15 protein-coding genes are annotated in these 16,925 nt (G+C 66.2%); 9 read left to right on the top strand and 6 right to left on the bottom strand.

The features are described from left to right. Window positions 1-4: 4 nt before the first annotated feature. The 7 genes from SCLO_RS05390 to SCLO_RS05360 are packed head-to-tail and all read left to right on the top strand — an operon-like array spanning window position 5 to window position 7,938. The gene (locus SCLO_RS05390; RefSeq protein WP_066517545.1) at window positions 5-1,630 is read left to right on the top strand and encodes a tetratricopeptide repeat protein; all 1,626 of its coding nucleotides are present in this window, start codon (window positions 5-7) and stop codon (window positions 1,628-1,630) included. Continuing rightward, a complete protein-coding gene (locus SCLO_RS05385) occupies window positions 1,617-2,513 on the top strand; it encodes a 4-(cytidine 5'-diphospho)-2-C-methyl-D-erythritol kinase (protein WP_083949084.1) in 897 nt (298 codons plus the stop codon). The genes SCLO_RS05390 and SCLO_RS05385 overlap by 14 nt, the downstream gene beginning before the upstream one ends. After that, window positions 2,510-3,226 carry an N-formylglutamate amidohydrolase gene (locus SCLO_RS05380; RefSeq protein ID WP_066517508.1) on the top strand — a complete coding sequence of 239 codons (717 nt, stop codon included), beginning with the start codon at window positions 2,510-2,512 and terminating at the stop codon, window positions 3,224-3,226. Before SCLO_RS05385 ends, SCLO_RS05380 begins: the two co-directional genes overlap by 4 nt. Before the next feature lie 45 nt (window positions 3,227-3,271). Further along, window positions 3,272-4,993 carry a dihydroxy-acid dehydratase gene (ilvD, locus tag SCLO_RS05375; RefSeq protein ID WP_066517509.1) on the top strand — a complete coding sequence of 574 codons (1,722 nt, stop codon included), beginning with the start codon at window positions 3,272-3,274 and terminating at the stop codon, window positions 4,991-4,993. After that, a complete protein-coding gene (locus tag SCLO_RS05370; RefSeq protein ID WP_066517511.1) occupies window positions 4,974-5,345 on the top strand; it encodes a hypothetical protein in 372 nt (123 codons plus the stop codon). Before ilvD ends, SCLO_RS05370 begins: the two co-directional genes overlap by 20 nt. A 32-nt stretch (window positions 5,346-5,377) precedes the next feature. Beyond that, entirely contained in the window at window positions 5,378-6,736 is a 1,359-nt protein-coding gene (locus tag SCLO_RS05365; RefSeq protein WP_066517513.1) for a bifunctional ADP-dependent NAD(P)H-hydrate dehydratase/NAD(P)H-hydrate epimerase, read from the top strand. Next, window positions 6,733-7,938, top strand: a complete 1,206-nt coding sequence (locus SCLO_RS05360) for a class I SAM-dependent RNA methyltransferase (protein WP_066517514.1) — start codon at window positions 6,733-6,735, stop codon at window positions 7,936-7,938. The genes SCLO_RS05365 and SCLO_RS05360 overlap by 4 nt, the downstream gene beginning before the upstream one ends. A gap of 54 nt (window positions 7,939-7,992) precedes the next feature. Here SCLO_RS05360 and SCLO_RS05355 read toward each other — a convergent pair whose 3' ends face one another. The 6 genes from SCLO_RS05355 to SCLO_RS05330 form a co-directional block, all read right to left on the bottom strand. After that, a complete protein-coding gene (locus SCLO_RS05355) occupies window positions 7,993-9,186 on the bottom strand; it encodes a type III PLP-dependent enzyme (RefSeq protein WP_066517515.1) in 1,194 nt (397 codons plus the stop codon). A gap of 146 nt (window positions 9,187-9,332) precedes the next feature. Continuing rightward, the gene (locus tag SCLO_RS05350) at window positions 9,333-10,520 is read right to left on the bottom strand and encodes a carboxynorspermidine decarboxylase (RefSeq protein WP_066517516.1); all 1,188 of its coding nucleotides are present in this window, start codon (window positions 10,518-10,520) and stop codon (window positions 9,333-9,335) included. Window positions 10,521-10,626: 106 nt separating this feature from the next. Further along, window positions 10,627-11,844, bottom strand: a complete 1,218-nt coding sequence (locus SCLO_RS05345; RefSeq protein WP_066517517.1) for a saccharopine dehydrogenase family protein — start codon at window positions 11,842-11,844, stop codon at window positions 10,627-10,629. A 115-nt stretch (window positions 11,845-11,959) separates the two neighbouring features. Beyond that, window positions 11,960-12,310: a GFA family protein gene (locus tag SCLO_RS05340; protein ID WP_066517519.1), complete on the bottom strand. Its 351-nt coding sequence runs from the start codon at window positions 12,308-12,310 to the stop codon at window positions 11,960-11,962. A gap of 31 nt (window positions 12,311-12,341) precedes the next feature. Then, on the bottom strand, window positions 12,342-13,925 hold the full coding sequence (locus SCLO_RS05335; RefSeq protein WP_066517520.1) for a cisplatin damage response ATP-dependent DNA ligase: 1,584 nt from the start codon (window positions 13,923-13,925) through the stop codon (window positions 12,342-12,344). Further along, a complete protein-coding gene (locus tag SCLO_RS05330; protein ID WP_066517521.1) occupies window positions 13,922-14,914 on the bottom strand; it encodes a ligase-associated DNA damage response exonuclease in 993 nt (330 codons plus the stop codon). The genes SCLO_RS05335 and SCLO_RS05330 overlap by 4 nt, the downstream gene beginning before the upstream one ends. A 133-nt stretch (window positions 14,915-15,047) precedes the next feature. Between SCLO_RS05330 and SCLO_RS05325 the strand changes: the two genes are divergently transcribed. Both SCLO_RS05325 and SCLO_RS05320 read left to right on the top strand, forming a co-directional pair. After that, on the top strand, window positions 15,048-16,271 hold the full coding sequence (locus SCLO_RS05325; RefSeq protein ID WP_066517552.1) for a DUF3419 family protein: 1,224 nt from the start codon (window positions 15,048-15,050) through the stop codon (window positions 16,269-16,271). Window positions 16,272-16,291: 20 nt separating this feature from the next. Continuing rightward, a complete protein-coding gene (locus SCLO_RS05320) occupies window positions 16,292-16,915 on the top strand; it encodes a class I SAM-dependent methyltransferase (protein WP_174521961.1) in 624 nt (207 codons plus the stop codon). Window positions 16,916-16,925: the final 10 nt, after the last annotated feature.

Below are 16,925 nucleotides of genomic sequence, written 5' to 3'. Positions count from 1 at the left end.
GGGCCTGCTGGCGCTGCCGGCCGCCGCCGAGGCATCGGTGGCGGCGGACGGCGTGCTTCATGCCTATGCGCGCGCGCGCATGGCGGACGGGGATGGCGCTTCCCCGCTGGCGGTGGCGAATTACCGGCTGGCCCTGGACGGCGATCCGTCCAGTGCCGCCGTTGCCCGCCGATCCTATCTGCGGGCGCTTGAAAGCGGCGATTTCGCGCTTGCTCTCCGGTCCGCCCGGCTGCTCGACGGGGCGGGGCTGGCGCCGCGTGACGCCACGCTGCTCCAGGTCGCGGACGCCCTCAACCGAAAGGATTGGGCGGCTGCGCAGGTCTGGACCGACCGGATGACGGATGAAGGCAATTTCGCCTTCTTGACGCCGCTGGTCCGTAGCTGGATTTCGCTGGGGGAAGGGAAATATGCGCCTCCTCTGATCGTGGCCAAAGATCAATCGGCAGCACTGGCGCGGCGCTATCTGGATGAACAGGTCGCGCTTCAGGCCTTGGCGCGTGGCGATGTGGCGGGGGCGGAACCCGCCATCCGCGCCAGCCTGGCCGCTCGTCTGAACGATCAGGACCGGATGCGTCTGACTTTCGCCGCGCAACTCGCGCGATGGGGAGAACAAGCGCAGGCTCTTTCCCTCCTGCCGGAAGATCGCGCGGATTTCGCCGCCGCGCGCAGCGATATGGCGCGCGGAAGGAACAGGGCTGTGCGCCGGGAGGGCGCCCCGCTGACGCCGGCGCAGGGATTCGGGCGGCTGCTTGCGCGGCTGGCGCTGGATGCCGATGCGATGGAGGGCGGAGGGATCGTGGCGGTGCGGCTGGCGCGCATTGCGACCTTTGCCGATCCGGGACCCGACAGCCGGATCGTGGCGGCGCGGCTGCTGACGGAAAATGAAAGGCCCGAACTGGCCGTTGCGGAGGCGCGCAAGGTGCCCGACGGCAGCTATCAGGCCCGATTGGCGAAGGCCGAACTCGTCGACGCGCTGGACGAAGCGGGGCAGGATGACGCCGCCATCGCGCTTGCCCGGTCGCTTGCGGCGGTTCCCCATGCGGAACCCGAACGCTTCATCCAGTTGGGCCGGTTATTGACCGACGGGCGGGATTTCGATGGCGCGGCCGCCGCCTTTCGCTCCGCGCGCGGCCGCTATCCCGCCGACGCCGTTCCCTGGGCGCTCCTCCTGTTCGAAGGCAATGCGCTGGAAAAGGGCGGGCGCTGGGAAGAAGCCCGCGCCGTTCTGGAAGACGCTCTCCGAATCGCCCCGAACGAGCCCATCATCCTCAACTATCTCGGCTATGCGCAGATCGAGCGGCGGCAGAATGTGGATCAGGCGCTGGAATTGCTGAAAAAGGCCAGCGCCCTGAAACCGGACGATCCATCGATCACCGATTCCCTGGGCTGGGCCCAGTTCGTCACCGGCAATGTCGAGGCGGCGGTGCCGGTGCTGGAAAAGGCGGTGGTGGGCGCGCCGGGCGATCCCACCGTCAACGAGCATCTGGGCGATGCGCTCTGGGCCGCGGGCCGGCGTTACGAAGCGCGCTATGCGTGGAAAGCGGCGGCGACCCTCGCGGACGGCGCGGTGGCCGATCGTCTCGCCGCGAAGATGAGAGAGGGCATGAAACCGGAATATGTCGCTCCATGAACAGGGTTTCGGGCAATCTGTGAATATCGCCGCGCAAGACTCGGAAATCGCTTATGCAAAGATCAACCTCGCGCTGCATGTCCGCGCGCGGCGCGACGATGGCTATCATGATCTGGAAAGCCTTTTCGCTTTTGCCGAGGACGGCGACCGGCTTGACGGGCATGTGACGGACGATGGCCGCATAACCCTCCAGGTCAGCGGCCCTTTCGCAGCCTCGCTCGATCCGGGCGAGGGCAATCTGGTCATGAAGGCCGCAAAGGCCCTGCAAGCCCGTCTGGGGGAGAGCAGGGGCGCGGCGCTGCATCTCGCGAAGAAACTGCCTCTGGCGTCCGGCATCGGCGGCGGATCGGCGGACGCGGCGGCGGCGCTGCGGTTGCTGGTCCGGCTTTGGGACGCGAAGGTGGCGCCGTCCGCGCTGGAGGACATGGCCCTCGCCATCGGGTCGGATGTCCCCGCCTGCCTCGACAGCAGGACGCGGCTGGTGCGCGGACGCGGCGAAAAGCTGGAGGATCGGGAAGTGCCGGGATTGGCGGGACTGCCGCTGCTTCTGGTCAATCCCGGCGTCGCGCTTTCGACCGGGCGCGTCTTCGCCGGATGGGATGGTGTTGACCGCGGCCCCCTCGGAGCGGACGATCTGGCGCGGCTTTGCGAGGAGGGACGCAACGATCTGGAAGCGGCCGCCATGGCCGTCGCGCCCGCCATCTGCGATGTGCTCGATGCCCTGTCACGGTGGGACGGGCGGCGCCTGTCGCGCATGTCCGGATCGGGCGCGACATGCTTCGCCCTGTTCGATACAGGGGAACAGAGGCAGGCTGCCGCCAGCGGCCTGAGAATCGACCACCCCGGCTGGTGGATCATGGAAACGCGGATCAGAACGGCATGAACGAAGCCTTTACGCAGATCGACGGCGGCGATCTCGACATTCTCATCATCGCGGACCACGCCTCCGCTCTTGTCCCGCGGGACATCGACCTGGGCATCGATCCGACCCTGCTGCGCGACCATATCGCCATCGACATCGGCGTGGCCGAGGTCAGCGCATCGATCGCGCGGCAACTGGGCTGCACCGCTATCCTGGGCGGAGTGTCGCGCCTGGTGATCGACCTCAACCGGGAGGAGGATGCGCCCGGCCTGCTTCCGGTGATGAGCGACGGCCATGCCATTCCCGGCAATCGTCAGGCCGACCTTGCCGCGCGGATGCTTCGTTTCCACCATCCCTATCACCATCAGGTCGGCCGCTTGCTCGACGGCATGACGTCACCTTTCATCCTGTCCGTGCACAGTTTCACCCCGCGCCTTGCCAGCGATCCGGATCAGCATCGTCCGTGGGACATCGGCATACTCTATAATGAGGATGATCGCGCCGCGCGGATCGCCATTCCCCGGCTGGAGGCGGCGGGCCTCAGGGTCGGGGACCAGCAACCCTATTCGGGCAAGCTGCTCAACGCGACGATGAACCGCCATGCCGAAGCCAACGGCATCCCCTATCTGGGCGTCGAGATGCGGCAGGATCTGGTTCGGAAAGAAGCGGGGCAGAGGCGCTTTGCGGAAATATTGGCACAAATTACGCTCGATTGCCGCAATAGACTTGCGTGAATCGATCTTTTTTGGAAAGAGGCCCGCGCAAGAAGGGTAGGTTTTATGTCTCATACGTTCGACAAGTCGAAACTGCCGAGCCGTTACGTCTCGGTCGGTCCGGAACGCGCGCCCCAGCGCAGCTATTATTATGCGATGGGCCTGACGGAAGAAGAGATCGCCCGGCCCTTCGTGGGCATCGCGTCGGCGGGCAACGACTCCGCGCCCTGCAACACCACGCTCGACATGCAGGCCGACTGGTGCCGCCGGGGCGTGAACGAAGCGGGGGGGATGCCGCGCCGGTTCAACACCATCACCGTGACCGACGGCATCGCCATGGGCCATCAGGGCATGAAAAGCTCGCTGGTGAGCCGCGAGGTGATCGCGGATTCGGTGGAGCTTTCGGTGCGCGGCCACTGCTATGACGCGCTCGTCACCTTCGCGGGATGCGACAAATCGCTGCCGGGCATGATGATGGCGATGCTGCGGCTGAACGTGCCGTCGATCTTCGTTTATGGCGGCTCGATCCTGCCGGGCCGCTATCAGGAGCGCGACCTGACCGTCATCGACGTGTTCGAGGTGGTGGGGCGTTATGCCGCCGGCAACTGCCCGCTGTCCGAAGTCACGGCCATCGAGAAGGCGGCTTGCCCCGGTCATGGGGCATGCGGCGGGCAATATACCGCCAACACCATGGCTTGCGTGGGCGAAGCGATCGGTTTGTCCTTGCCTAACAGCAATATGGCTCCTGCTCCTTATAAGTCGCGTGAAGAAATCGCGGTGGCGGCGGGGCGGCAGATCATGGAGCTGCTGGCGAAGAATATCCGTCCGCGCGACATCTGCACGCGGGAAGCGTTCGAGAATGCGGCGCGCATCGTGGCGGCGACGGGCGGTTCGACCAACGGCGCGCTGCACCTGCCCGCCATGGCGAGCGAATGCGGCATCGACTTCGATCTGTTCGACGTGGCCGAAATCTTCAGGACGACGCCCTATATCGCGGACCTGAAGCCCGGCGGGCGCTACGTCGCCAGGGACATGCACGACGCGGGCGGCATCTACATGCTGATGAAGACGCTTCATCGCGAGGGCTTCCTGCATGGCGATTGCATGACCGTCACCGGCAAGACGCTGGCCGAGAATATCGACGAGGTGACGTGGAACCCCGACCAGAAGGTCATTTTTGACGCGAAGACACCGATCACGCCCACCGGCGGCGTGGTCGGCCTCAAAGGGTCGCTCGCTCCCGACGGCGCGATCGTGAAGGTCGCGGGGATGCATCGCCTGCAATTCAGCGGGCCCGCCATCGTGTTCGAGCGGGAAGAGGATGCCTTCGCCGCCGTCGAGGCCAACCGGATCAAGGAAGGCGCCGTCGTCGTCATCCGCTATGAAGGGCCCAAGGGCGGCCCCGGCATGCGCGAGATGCTGGCGACGACCGCCGCACTTTACGGGCAGGGTCTGGGCGAGAAGGTGGCGCTCATCACCGACGGCCGCTTCTCGGGCGGCACGCGCGGTTTCTGCATCGGCCATGTCGGTCCGGAAGCCGCCGAAGGTGGGCCGATCGCGCTGGTCGAAAATGGCGACATCATCGCCATCGACGCGGAAGCGGGCACCATTGATCTTCAGGTGGACGAGGCGGTTCTGGCCGAACGCCGCAGGAATTGGCAGCCGCGCCGGAATGATTATCAGTCCGGCGCATTGTGGCGCTATGCACAGAATGTCGGTCCGGCCTACAAGGGGGCGGTGACGCATCCCGGAGCGAAGGCTGAAACCCATGTCTATGCGGATATTTGATGGATGGATCGGGGCGGGGCTGCTGTGCCTCGCCCTTTCGGCCTGCGGCAAGCCGGCGTCGGAGGGCGGTCCGGCCGCCGCCGGTGACGGCGACAGGATCGAATGCGCCATCGGCGCGAAAGCCGGCTGGGCGCGGGATTGCGTGGCGGAACGGCAGGGCGATACGCTGATGCTGCGCCATGCCGATGGCGGTTTCCGGCGTTTCACCATCGTGAAGGACGGTCGCGGCCTTGTGCCGGCCGACGGTTCCGAGCAGGCGCAGGTCGACATTGCCGGAGATCGCCAGATCGAATTGACCGTCGGCGACAATCGTTATCGCCTTCCCGCCACCATAGCGGGATCAGCCCGCTGACCATCGGCGATCCCGTCCTGACGGCGGCGCGGATGCGCGCGGCCGAGCAGGCGGTGATCGCGTCGGGCGTTCCCGAATATGATCTGATGGAGCGGGCAGGCGCTGCCGCTGCCGAGATCGTCTGGCGGGCGGGGGGATCGCGCGACGTGCTGGTCCTGTGCGGACCCGGCAATAATGGCGGGGACGGCTTCGTCATCGCGCGGATCTTGCGGGCGAAGGGCGTGCCGGTCCGGGTTGCCGCGCTGGGAGAGAGCCGCACGGCCTCCAGCCTTCGGGCCCGCGCCGCATGGGCAGGCCCGGTGGAACCCTTGCAAGATGCGCAGCCCGCCGGGCAACTGGTGGATGCGCTGTTCGGCACGGGGCTGACGCGCGGGCTGGACCCGCAGGCCGCCACGGAATTGGGCAGGCTCGTGGACCTTGCGAGCCACAGCTATGCCATAGACCTGCCGAGCGGCGTGGAAACCGATAGCGGCGCATTGCTCTCGCCCGTTCCGCGCTTTGGCGTGGGCATTGCGTTGGGCGCATGGAAGCCTGCGCATCTGCTCTATCCGGCGGCGGGCAGGATGGAACGTTTGCAATGCGCGGAGATCGGCGTCGCGGCCCCGTCCGATGTGGGCCGCCTCGCGCCCCCATCGCTTCATCCGCCCGCCGGGGATGAGCATAAATATAGCCGCGGCCTCGTGGCGGTCGTGGGTGGAGAGATGGCGGGAGCAAGCCTGCTCGCCAGCCATGCCGCTGCCCGGTCCGGCGCGGGGATGGTGCGCAGGATGGCCGCCGCCATGGAGACGGGTGGACCGGATGCCATCGTCACCATCGGCGCGCAAACGGCGGCAGAGGTGGAACGGGCGCTGGACGACAGGCGGCTGGCGGCGGTCCTGGCCGGGCCGGGGCTAGGCCGGGACGACCGGGCCCGCGAGCGCCTGAACATCGTTCTCCAGAGCGGCCATCCCTTGGTCCTGGATGCGGACGCGCTCAATATCCTGTCGGAAGGGGGCGCCGGCCCTCTGCCCGCCGGCGCGATCCTGACGCCCCATGAAGCGGAGTTCACCCGCTTGTTCGGCGATCGCTCCGGCAGCAAGATCGACCGCGCCCTGGAAGCGGCGCGCCGGTCGCGATGCATCGTGGTCTATAAGGGCGCGGATACCGTCATCGCCGCGCCGGATGGACGTGCGAGGATCGCAAGCCACGCCTCGTCCTGGCTTTCCACGGCGGGAACGGGGGATGTGCTGGCGGGCCTCGTCGCGGGCAGGCTGGCGGTCACGCGGGACGCATTGCGGGCGGCCTGCGAGGCTGTCTGGCTGCATGGGGAGGCCGCGCGGCGGGCTGGCGCGGCCTTCATCGCGGATGATTTGATCGAACGGCTTCCCGGCGCTATTGCCCGCCGCCTGTGACCTGCGACAATGACCTTATCGTCCGCATCGCCGCGAAGGGCGATGGCGTGACCGCTGATGGACGCCATGCGCCGCTCGCCGCGCCGGGGGATCGGATGGAGGCGGACGGCGGCATCCGCTTCGGTCCGCATCATGTCGATCCGCCCTGCCTGCACTTCCCGGTCTGCGGCGGGTGCGAACTCCAGCATATAGACGACGAAAGCTATGCGGATTTCGTGACGGGACGAGTCGCGGGGGCGCTGGCGGGGCAGGGGATGGCCGCGCGCCATGTCCTTCCTCCCCATATTTCGCCGCCCCGGACTCGCCGCAGGGCCTCGCTGCGCGCTCTGCGTCACGGCAGGAAGGTCGCGATCGGTTTCGCCGAGGGGGGCAGTCATCGCCTGATCGACCTGACGATGTGCGAGGTGCTGGACCCGCGCCTGTCCGGGTTGCTGGACCCGCTGCGGGATCTGTTGGCATCGCTCCTCCCTGACCGGCAGGGCGGCCATGTCCGCATGTCGATCGCGGATCAGGGCATCGACCTGTTGCTGGAGGGCCTCACGGTCAAGGGCTTGGCAGCGGAGGAGGCCCTGCGGGATTTCGCCGCCGCGCAGGGGCTGGCCCGGTTGACCATCGATGAGGGCGACGGTCCGGAAACGCGCTGGGAGCCGGAGCCGGTGACGGTCCGCTTTGGCGGCGTCGCGGTCGGGTTCCCGCCCTTTGCCTTTCTTCAGGCGACGCCGGACGGTGAAGCCGCGCTGGTGGAGGCGGTTCGGTCCGCTCTGCCGCCGCAAGGAGCCGTGGCCGATCTTTTCTGCGGCCTCGGCACCTTCGCCTTGGGCATGGGGGAAGGTCGCCCGGTTTACGCAGCGGAAGCCGCCCGGGACCTGATCCTGTCGCTCAAGGCCGCGGCGGGGCGAAGCGGCAGGAAACTGGCGGCCGACCACCGCGACCTGTTCCGCCGTCCCCTGACGCCGCCCGAACTGGATCGCTTCGCGGCCGTCGTCATCGATCCGCCGCGTGCGGGCGCCCGGGAGCAGGTGTTGCAGATCGCCGCCTCGAAGGTCGCGACGGTGGCCTATGTTTCATGCAATCCCGCCAGTTTCGCGCGCGATGCCGCGCATCTGGTCGCGGGAGGCTATGTGCTGGAAAGCGTGAAGCCCGTGGGGCAGTTCCGCTGGTCGACCCATGTGGAACTGGCAGGCATTTTCCGCCGGCCGTGAAATGTCCCCCGCCACCGGAGTGGCGAGGGAATCCGAACGGGGAGCGGCTTCTTCCTAGCCGATCTTGATGACAGTTGCGCGACGGCGCGGGGGAACGCGATCGGCGTAGAGGGTCGCCATGGGCTCGTCCTCGACCTCGACGACCGTTTCGGACGTGAAGCCGTTGAAGCCGGTCCGCATCGCCGCGCCATAGGCGCCGAGCATCCCGATCTCGATATAGTCGCCCGCCTGCACATCGTCGGGAAGCAGGAAGGGGCCGACCATATGATCCATGTCGTCGCAGGTGGGGCCGTAGAAGGAGAAGCCCGTCATCTGGGCGCCGCTTTCCTCGTCCCGCAGCAGGTCCACGGGGAAGCGCCAGCCGACATGCGCCGCATCGAACAAGGCGCCATAGGCTCCGTCGTTGATGTAGAGTTCGGTGCCCCGGCGGCGCTCCACGCGCACGATGACGGAACTATATTCGGCGGACAGGGCGCGGCCCGGCTCGCACCACAGTTCGGCGGAATAGCTGATCGGCAGGCTTTCGAAACCGCGATGGATCGCGTCGAAATAGGCTTCCAGCGCGGGCGGCTCCATGCCCGGATAGACCGAGGGGAAGCCGCCGCCGACATCGATGATGTCGACCGTGACCGCCGCGTCGACGATGGCCGCGCGGACGCGTTCGATGGCGTCGCTATAGGCCTGCGGGCTCATCGCCTGGCTGCCGACATGGAAGCAGATGCCCAGGGCGTCCGCCGCCTGGCGGGTGGCCATCAGCAATTCACGCGTTTCCGAAAGCTCCGCGCCGAATTTGGACGCGAGGCTGAGTTCGGAATGTTCCGACGACACGCGCAGGCGCACGCACAGCTCCAGATCGGCGGCATTGCCGGTGGCGCGCATGATCTTTTCCAGCTCGTCCATCGTGTCGAGCGAGAAGGTGCGCACGCCATGCACGCGATAGGCTTCGGCGATCGCTTCCTCGGCCTTGACCGGGTGCATGAAGCACAGCTTCGCCTGGTTCCCCAGCGTTTCCGCGACCAGGCGCACTTCCGCGATGGAGGCCACGTCGAAATGCGTGATCCCGCCGTCGAACAGGGTGCGGATCAGGTCCGGGGACGGATTCGCCTTGACGGCATAGAGCGAGCGGCCCGGAAACTTCTCGGCGAAGAAGCGGGCGGCCCGGGCTGCTGCCTGGGGACGAATAAGCGTTACCGGTGCTGCCGGTTTGAGGGTGGTCGCTACCCCCAGCGCGCTATGGTGCTTGTGCAATTCAAGGGACCTCCAGTGGTTCGTGGCATTCAAGCTGCCTTGCGGTGGAAGTCCCATGGGGCAGCGGAAGGGCGATATATGCCGAGGGGTCCCCCCTGTAAAGCGCTAGCATGAATTTTGTTGCGCGCGGGGCCGTGAACCGTGCTTCAGGACAGACGGTTCCTGAAATCCTCATAAGAAAAGCGGCGGATTTCCTTGAGTTCGTCGGTTTCCGAGTTCCACAGCCAGATGGCGGGGAGCGGCACGCCGTTGAATGTGTTGGTCTTCACCATCGAATAATGCGCCTGGTCGAGGAAGGCGATGCGGCGTCCCGGAGTCGCGCCGCCGGGGACTCGATAGTCGCCGATGATGTCGCCCGCGAGGCAGGAGGGGCCGCCCAGCCGGGTGGCGGGGCCGTCCGTCTCCTCATCGAGCATGGCGGGGCGGTAGGGGGCTTCGATCACGTCGGGCATGTGGCAGGTCGCGGAGATGTCGGTGATCGCGACGGGCATGCCGTTGTCGATGACGTCGAGGATCTCGCCGGCCAATATGCCCGCGTCGAGGGCCATGGCCTCGCCCGGTTCGAGATAGAGTTCGAGGCCGGTTTCCGCCTTGATTCCATGAAGGAATGCCACAAGGGAATCGCGCTGGTAATCGGCGCGGGTAATGTGGTGTCCGCCACCGAAGTTAAGCCATTTCAATGATTTGGTGTGCGTTCTTATCCGTGATTCTATCGCGGCCCATGTGCGTTCGAGCGGCAGGAAATCCTGTTCGCACAGATTGTGGACGTGAAGGCCGTCCACGCCTTCCAGATGGTCCGTGCGCAGCTGGTCGATGGGGAAGCCCAGGCGGCTGTGCGGTTGCGAGGGATCATATTTGGGCACTTCGCCTTCCGCATGGAGGGGGTTGATGCGAAGCCCTATGTCGAAGCGTTGCCCGTCCGCGCGGGCGGCGTCGATCACTGGCTTCATGCGGGCGATCTGGCCGGGGCTGTTGAAGATGACATGGTCGGATATTTTCAGGATTTCTGCCAGATCGTCCGGCTTGTAGGCGGCGCAATAGGTCGCGACTTCCTTGCCGCCATCGGGGCCGCCATATTCCTCGCGGCCGAGGCGCGCTTCATAGAGGCCGGACGCGCAGACGCCATCCAGATATTCGGCGACCACGCCGCCCAGCGACCACATGGAAAAGGCCTTGAGCGCGCCCAGCATCCTGATCCCCGCCCGGTCGCGAATATCGGCGAGGATGGCGAGGTTCCGGCGAATCGCGGCCTCATCCACCACGAAAGCGGGCGAGGGGACGCGGCTGAGGTCGAAATGCGCGAAGGCTCCGGGATCGCCGGCTTTGGTTTCCATGGGTCCAGTTCCGTTCGCGTCGAGCCTGTGAAACGCGATTTTCCATAAGAAAAGTGCAGGGCTTCGACAGGCTCGGCCCGAACGGAGAGGGAAAGGAAAGTCGCCCTTAAAAGTCCAGCGGCGCGTCCAGTTCCTTCACCTGCCAGGGCAGGCCGTGTTTGTTCAGCATGTCCATGAAGGGATCGGGATCGAACTGTTCGATGTTGAACACGCCCCCCTCTCCATCGGCGCCGCGCCATGCGCCCGTCAGCATCATCGCCGCGCCGATCATCGCGGGGACGCCGGTGGTGTAGCTGACTGCCTGATTGCCGGTTTCGGCATAGGCGTCCTCATGGTCGCAGACATTGTAGACGTAGACGGTCTTCGCCTTCCCGTCCTTCTCACCGGTGGCGATGTCGCCGATGTTGGTCTTGCCCTTGGTCGTCGAGCCGAGGCTGGAGGGTTCGGGCAGCACGGCCTTCAGGAACTGGAGCGGGATGATTTCCTGCCCGTTGTAGATCACCGGGTCGATGCGGGTCATGCCGACATTCTGGAGGACTTCCAGATGCTTGAGATAGGCGTCGCCGAAAGTCATCCAGAAACGGATGCGCTTGATTTCCGGGTAGAATCTGGCGAGCGATTCCAGTTCCTCATGATACATGAGGTACATGTTCTTCTCACCCACCTGGTCGAAGTCGAACAGCTGCTTGTGCTTGAGCGCGGGGCCTTCGACCCATTTGCCGCCTTCCCAATGGCGGGAGGGCGCGGTGACTTCGCGGATGTTGATTTCCGGGTTGAAGTTGGTGGCGAAATGCTGGCCATGGTCGCCGCCATTGCAGTCGAGAATGTCGAGCGTGTCGATCCGGTCGAGCAGATGCTTCTTGATGTAGCTGGCGAAGACGCTGGTGACGCCGGGGTCGAAGCCTGAACCCAGCAGCGCCATGATACCCGCTTCCTTGAAGCGTTCGTGATAGGCCCATTGCCAGCTATATTCGAATTTCGCGGTGTCGCGCGGCTCGTAATTGGCGGTGTCGAGATAATCCACCTTGGTCGCGAGGCAGGCGTCCATGATCGCCAGATCCTGATAGGGCAGAGCGAGGTTCACGACCAGTTTCGGCTGGACCTTTTCGATGAGGGCGATGGTTTCGTCGACATTATCGGCGTCGACCTGCGCCACGTCGATGGCGACGCCGGTGCGCGCCTTCACCGATTCGGCGACCTTCTCGCAAGACACGATGCGGCGGCTGGCGAGCGTGATGTGGCTGAAAATATCCGGGTTCATCGCCATCTTGTGAACCGCGACAGACCCGACGCCGCCCGCGCCGATGACCAGAACCTTGCTCAATTCCACTGCTCCATATCTCAAGCCGCGCCGACGCGCGAAAGCGCCCATATAGGGGCTGCGCGTTACAGCGCAAAGTCAGACATGCGGAACAACATTCTCACGAAGGGAGAGCGGGTCAGAAACTCGCGCCGTCGACTTTGTTGATCGTGAGCGCGTCGAGGTCGATGTCCGGCACGCAGCGCAGGTTGACGGCGCGCATGGCCGATCCATCCGGTCCTTTTCCTTCGGCGAAGGGCTGCGCGCCGCAGGTGGCGCAGAAGCGATGGGTGATCTTGTGCTGGTAGAATTGATAGTCGGTGAGACGGTCCGCGCCGCTGTCGAGCGTGAACTGGTCTTCGGGCACGAAGGTGAGGAGAAATCCCTTGCGGCGGCAATGGGAGCAGTTGCAGCTCATCGCTTCGCTGGGGGCGTCGGCGGCGACCTGGAACGTCACCGCGCCGCAATGGCAGCTTCCTTCATAGGCCATGACATGTTCTCCTAATGTTCCTGCTTTTGCCTTATTGGATAAGCCGTTTCAACCCCTCTATCGTATCCGCCTCGCTCGCAGGCTTATCCCGCCTGATCCGGGCGATGCGGGGGAAGCGCATGGCGAGGCCGGATTTGTGGCGCCTGCTGTCGTGGATGCTGTCGAAGGCGACTTCCAGCACCAGCGACTTTTCCACTTCCCGCACCGGGCCGAAGCGATTCACGGTGTTGGTCCGCACGAAGCGGTCCAGCCATTTCAGTTCCTCGTCGGTGAAGCCGGAATAGGCTTTTCCCACCGGCAGCAGTTCGCCGTCCTGCGTCCAGCAGCCGAAGGTGTAGTCCGAATAATAGGATGAGCGTTTGCCATGGCCGCGCTGGGCATACATCATCACGCAATCGGCGGTCAGCGGATCGCGTTTCCATTTATACCAGAGCGTCGCCTTGCGCCCGGCGACATAGGGGCTGTCGCGGCGCTTGAGCATGACGCCTTCGATGGCGGCGTCGCGGGCGCCTGCGCGGATGTCGGAGAGGGTTTCGAAATCCGGGGCTTCGATGAGGGCGGAGAGGTCGAAGCGTTCGGGATCGAGGCTGGCGATGCAGCTTTCCAGCCTTTCGCGGCGGGCGGTCCACGGGAGGGGGCGCAAATCCGCCTCGCCCTCCAGCAAGATGTCGTAGAGGCGGACGAAGGCGGGGAAGTCGTTCATCATCTTCGCCGATACCGCCTTGCGGCCGAGGCGCTGTTGCAGGGCGTTGAAGCTGGCCGCCTGCCCCCCCTGAAACTCGCCTTTCACCAGCAATTCGCCGTCCAGCACCGCATGGCCGGTGAAGGCGCGGGCGATGTCGGGGAAGCTGGCGCTGATGTCGTCGCCCGCGCGGCTGTAGAGGCGCGTTTCCTCGCCGGTGCCGACGATCTGGATGCGGATGCCGTCCCATTTCCATTCCGCCGCATAGTCGTCGAGGTCGACGCTCTCGGCTTCGAGCGGATGGGCCAGCATGAAGGGACGGAAGAAGGGCGTCCGACCGGGATCGGGACGATCGGCATGGCCCTCCGCCCAGGCGAAGAGAGGCGCATAGGGCGGATGCAAGGCGTGCCAGAGTTGCTCCACATCGTCCACGTCGAGATCGAAGGCCATGGCGAAGCCCGTTTTCGCCAGCCGGGCGGAGATGCCGACGCGCAGGCCGCCGGTCGCGAGCTTCAGCAGGGCGAAGCGGCCGGACGCGTCGAGGTGATCCATCATGGCGGCGAGCGCGGCGGGCGCTTCCGCGCGGCCGATGCCGTGGAGCCGGCCGACGACCATGGAGAGGGTGAGGGAGCCGTCGTCCGTCTCGGCGGGCTGATCCTCCGCCTTGGGCCAGAGGAGCGCAGCGGTTTCGGCGAGGTCGCCTACATAGTCGCGGCTCATTTCGAACAGGACGGGGTCGACGCGGGCGCGGATCATGTCGCCGATGGCGGAGGCCTTGACGGTCTTGAGGTCGAGCTGGCCGGTGAGCGCGGCCAGCGCCCAGCCCCGGTCGGGATCGGGGGCGCGGCGCATATAATCGGCGATCAGGGCCAGCTTGCCGTTGCGGGAACGGGTGTAGACGAGGCCGTCGAGCAGTTGGGAGAATGGCCTCATCCTTCGTCCTCGTCCTCGCGCCCGACCAGGGCGAGGGCGCGGGCGCGCATCTGGTGGGTCATGCACCAATGGGCCAGCGCTTCCTCCCGGCCATGGGTGATCCAGGTCTCGGTGGGGGCGACTTCGCGGATGGTGCCGGTCAGTTCGTCCCAGTCGGCATGGTCGGATATGACGAGGGGCAGTTCGACATTGCGCTGGCGGGCGCGCTGGCGCACGCGCATCCAGCCGGACGCCATGGCGGTGATGGGATCGGGCAGGCGGCGGCTCCAGCGGTCGTTGAGCGCGGAGGGCGGGGCGACGACGATGGCGCCCTGCATGGCCTTGGCGGGAAGGCCGGTGGCGGGGCGCAGTTCCCCCATCTCCACGCCGAAGGAGCGATAGAGGTCGCACATGCGTTCGAGCGCGCCGTGGATATAGACGGGCTCGTGATGGCCCCGGGCCCGGAGTTCGCAGATCAGCCGCTGCGCCTTGCCCAGCGCATAGGCGCCGACCAGCACGCATCGCTCCGGATTGGCGTGGAGCGTGGCGAGCAGGCGGTCCACTTCGCTTTCCGTGTCGGGGTGGCGGAAGACGGGGAGGCCGAAGGTCGCTTCCGTCACGAAGATGTCGCAGGGCACCGGCTCGAAGGGGAGGCAGGTGGGGTCGGGGCGGCGCTTGTAATCGCCGGTCACGACCACCCGCTCGCCGGCATGTTCGAGGACGATCTGCGCCGATCCCAGCACATGCCCGGCGGGGACGTAGCGGATGGAGACGCCGCCCATGCGGAACGGCTCGCCATAGCCGACGGCCGTGCCCGACGCCGTGCCGTAGCGCAGCGCCATGATGGAGAGCGTCTCCCGCGTCGCCCAGACATGGCCGTGCCCGCCGCGCGCATGATCGGCATGGCCATGGGTGACGAGGGCGCGCTCGCGCGGGACGGACGGATCGATCCATGCATTGGCGGGGCGCACATGGATGCCGGTCGGATGAGGCTCGATCCAATGGGACATGCAGGCAGAAGATGGGAAGCGCCCTGTCGGTTCCGCAAGGCCTTTCATGGAACCGCAATCCCCGCGTCATTTCACTGACATGCCCCCGTCCTACGGCGCGGCTGGACATCGCTTGGAACGGAAGGGCGCTTTCATGACCATATCGGCGCATCAAAGGGTGAGGAAGGCCGTGCACAGGCACCGCCATCTGTCGAAGCAGGGATTCCTGGAGCGCGCCTTCACCTTCGCCTTTCGCGGACTCGTCTACGCGCAGATCTGGGAGGATCCGGAGGTCGACATGGAGGCGCTGGAGATCGCGCCGGACAGCCATGTCGTCACCATCGCTTCGGGCGGCTGCAACGTGCTCAGCTACCTGACGGCCAATCCGGCGAAGATCACGGCGGTGGACCTCAACACCGCGCATATCGCGCTCAATCGGCTGAAGCTGACGGCCGCGAAGGCCCTGCCGGATCATGCCAGCTTCCATCGCTTTTTCGCGCGCGCGGACAGCAAGGACAACATCGCCGCCTATCGCCGGTTCGTCGCGCCGCATCTGGATGAGGCGACGCGGCGCTATTGGGAAGGCCGCGACCTTATCGGGCGGCGGCGGATCGGCGGCTTTTCGCGCGGCATATACCGGCATGGGCTGCTGGGCCGGTTCATCGGCGCGGCGCATTGGCTGGCGCGGCTGCATGGCGTCGATCCCCGGCGGATGCTGGAAGCGCAATCGCGCGACGAGCAGCGGGCGATATTCGAGCGGGAGCTTTCGCCCATTTTCGACAGCGCCTTCACCCGCTGGCTGACGAGCCAGCCTGCCTCGCTCTTCGGCCTCGGCATCCCGCCCGCCCAGTTCGAGGCGCTGGCGGGCGAGGAACGGATGAACGAGGTGCTGAAGGCGCGGCTGGAAAAGCTGGCCTGCGACTTCGACCTCAAGGACAATTATTTCGCGGTGCAGGCGTTCGGGCGCGGCTATGCGGGCGGGGAGGGGCCGTTGCCCCCCTATCTCCAGGCCGCGAACCATGAAGCGGTGGTGGAGCGCGTCGGGCGGGTCGACGTGCGGCATGTCAATTTCACCGACTTCCTCGCCAGCCAGCCCGCGGCTTCGGCGGATCGTTACGTGCTGCTGGATGCGCAGGACTGGATGAGCGACGCGCAGCTGAACGCGCTCTGGGCGCAGATCACGCGGACGGCGCGGCCCGGCGCGCGCGTCCTGTTCCGCACGGCGGGCGAGGCGACCATCCTGCCGGGGCGCGTCAGCCAGGCCGTGCTTTCGCGCTGGTCCTACAGCGCCGAAGCCTCCCAAGGTTATACCGCCCGCGACCGTTCGGCCATTTACGGCGGGGTGCATCTCTATCGGTTGAAGGGGGAAGAGGCGTGAGCGGCTCGCATGACCGGCTGATGGACAGCGTCTATCGGCGGCAGCGGCATATCTACGATTTCAGCCGCAAATATTATCTGCTGGGGCGCGATGGCCTGATCGCCGATCTTGCCCCTCCCAAAGGCGGCGCGGTGCTGGAAATCGGCTGCGGCACGGGGCGCAACCTGATCGCGGTGGGAAAGGCCTGGCCCCACACGCGGCTGTATGGCGTCGATATTTCGGAGGCGATGCTGCAAACGGCGCAAGCGTCGATCCATCGGGCGGGCATGGCGGAGCGCGCCGCGCTGGCGCGGGGCGACGCCTGCGCCTTCGACGCGGAAGCGTTGTTCGGCCGCGCCACGTTCGAGCGGGTGTTCATCAGCTATGCGTTGTCGATGATCCCCGACTGGCGGGGGGCGCTCGCCCATGCGGCGCGCCATGTCGCGCCGGGCGGGCGGCTGGAGATCGTCGATTTCGGGCAGCAGGAAGGATGGCCGGCGCTCTGGCGGCGCGGGCTTTTCGGGTGGCTGGGACGTTTCCACGTGTCGCCGCGCGCGGACCTGCCGGGCGCGATCAGGGCGCTGGCGGGGGAGATGGGCGGTTTCCCGCACAGCCGCGCGCTCTATCGCGGTTATGCGGTGCGCGGAGGATTGATCCGGGTCTGAACGAAGCTTT

The organism is Sphingobium cloacae (assembly GCF_002355855.1).
Classification (GTDB): Bacteria; Pseudomonadota; Alphaproteobacteria; order Sphingomonadales; family Sphingomonadaceae; genus Sphingobium; species Sphingobium cloacae.
The sequence above is the reverse complement of the archived record's forward strand: the minus strand, read 5'-3'. Positions and strand labels throughout refer to the sequence as shown.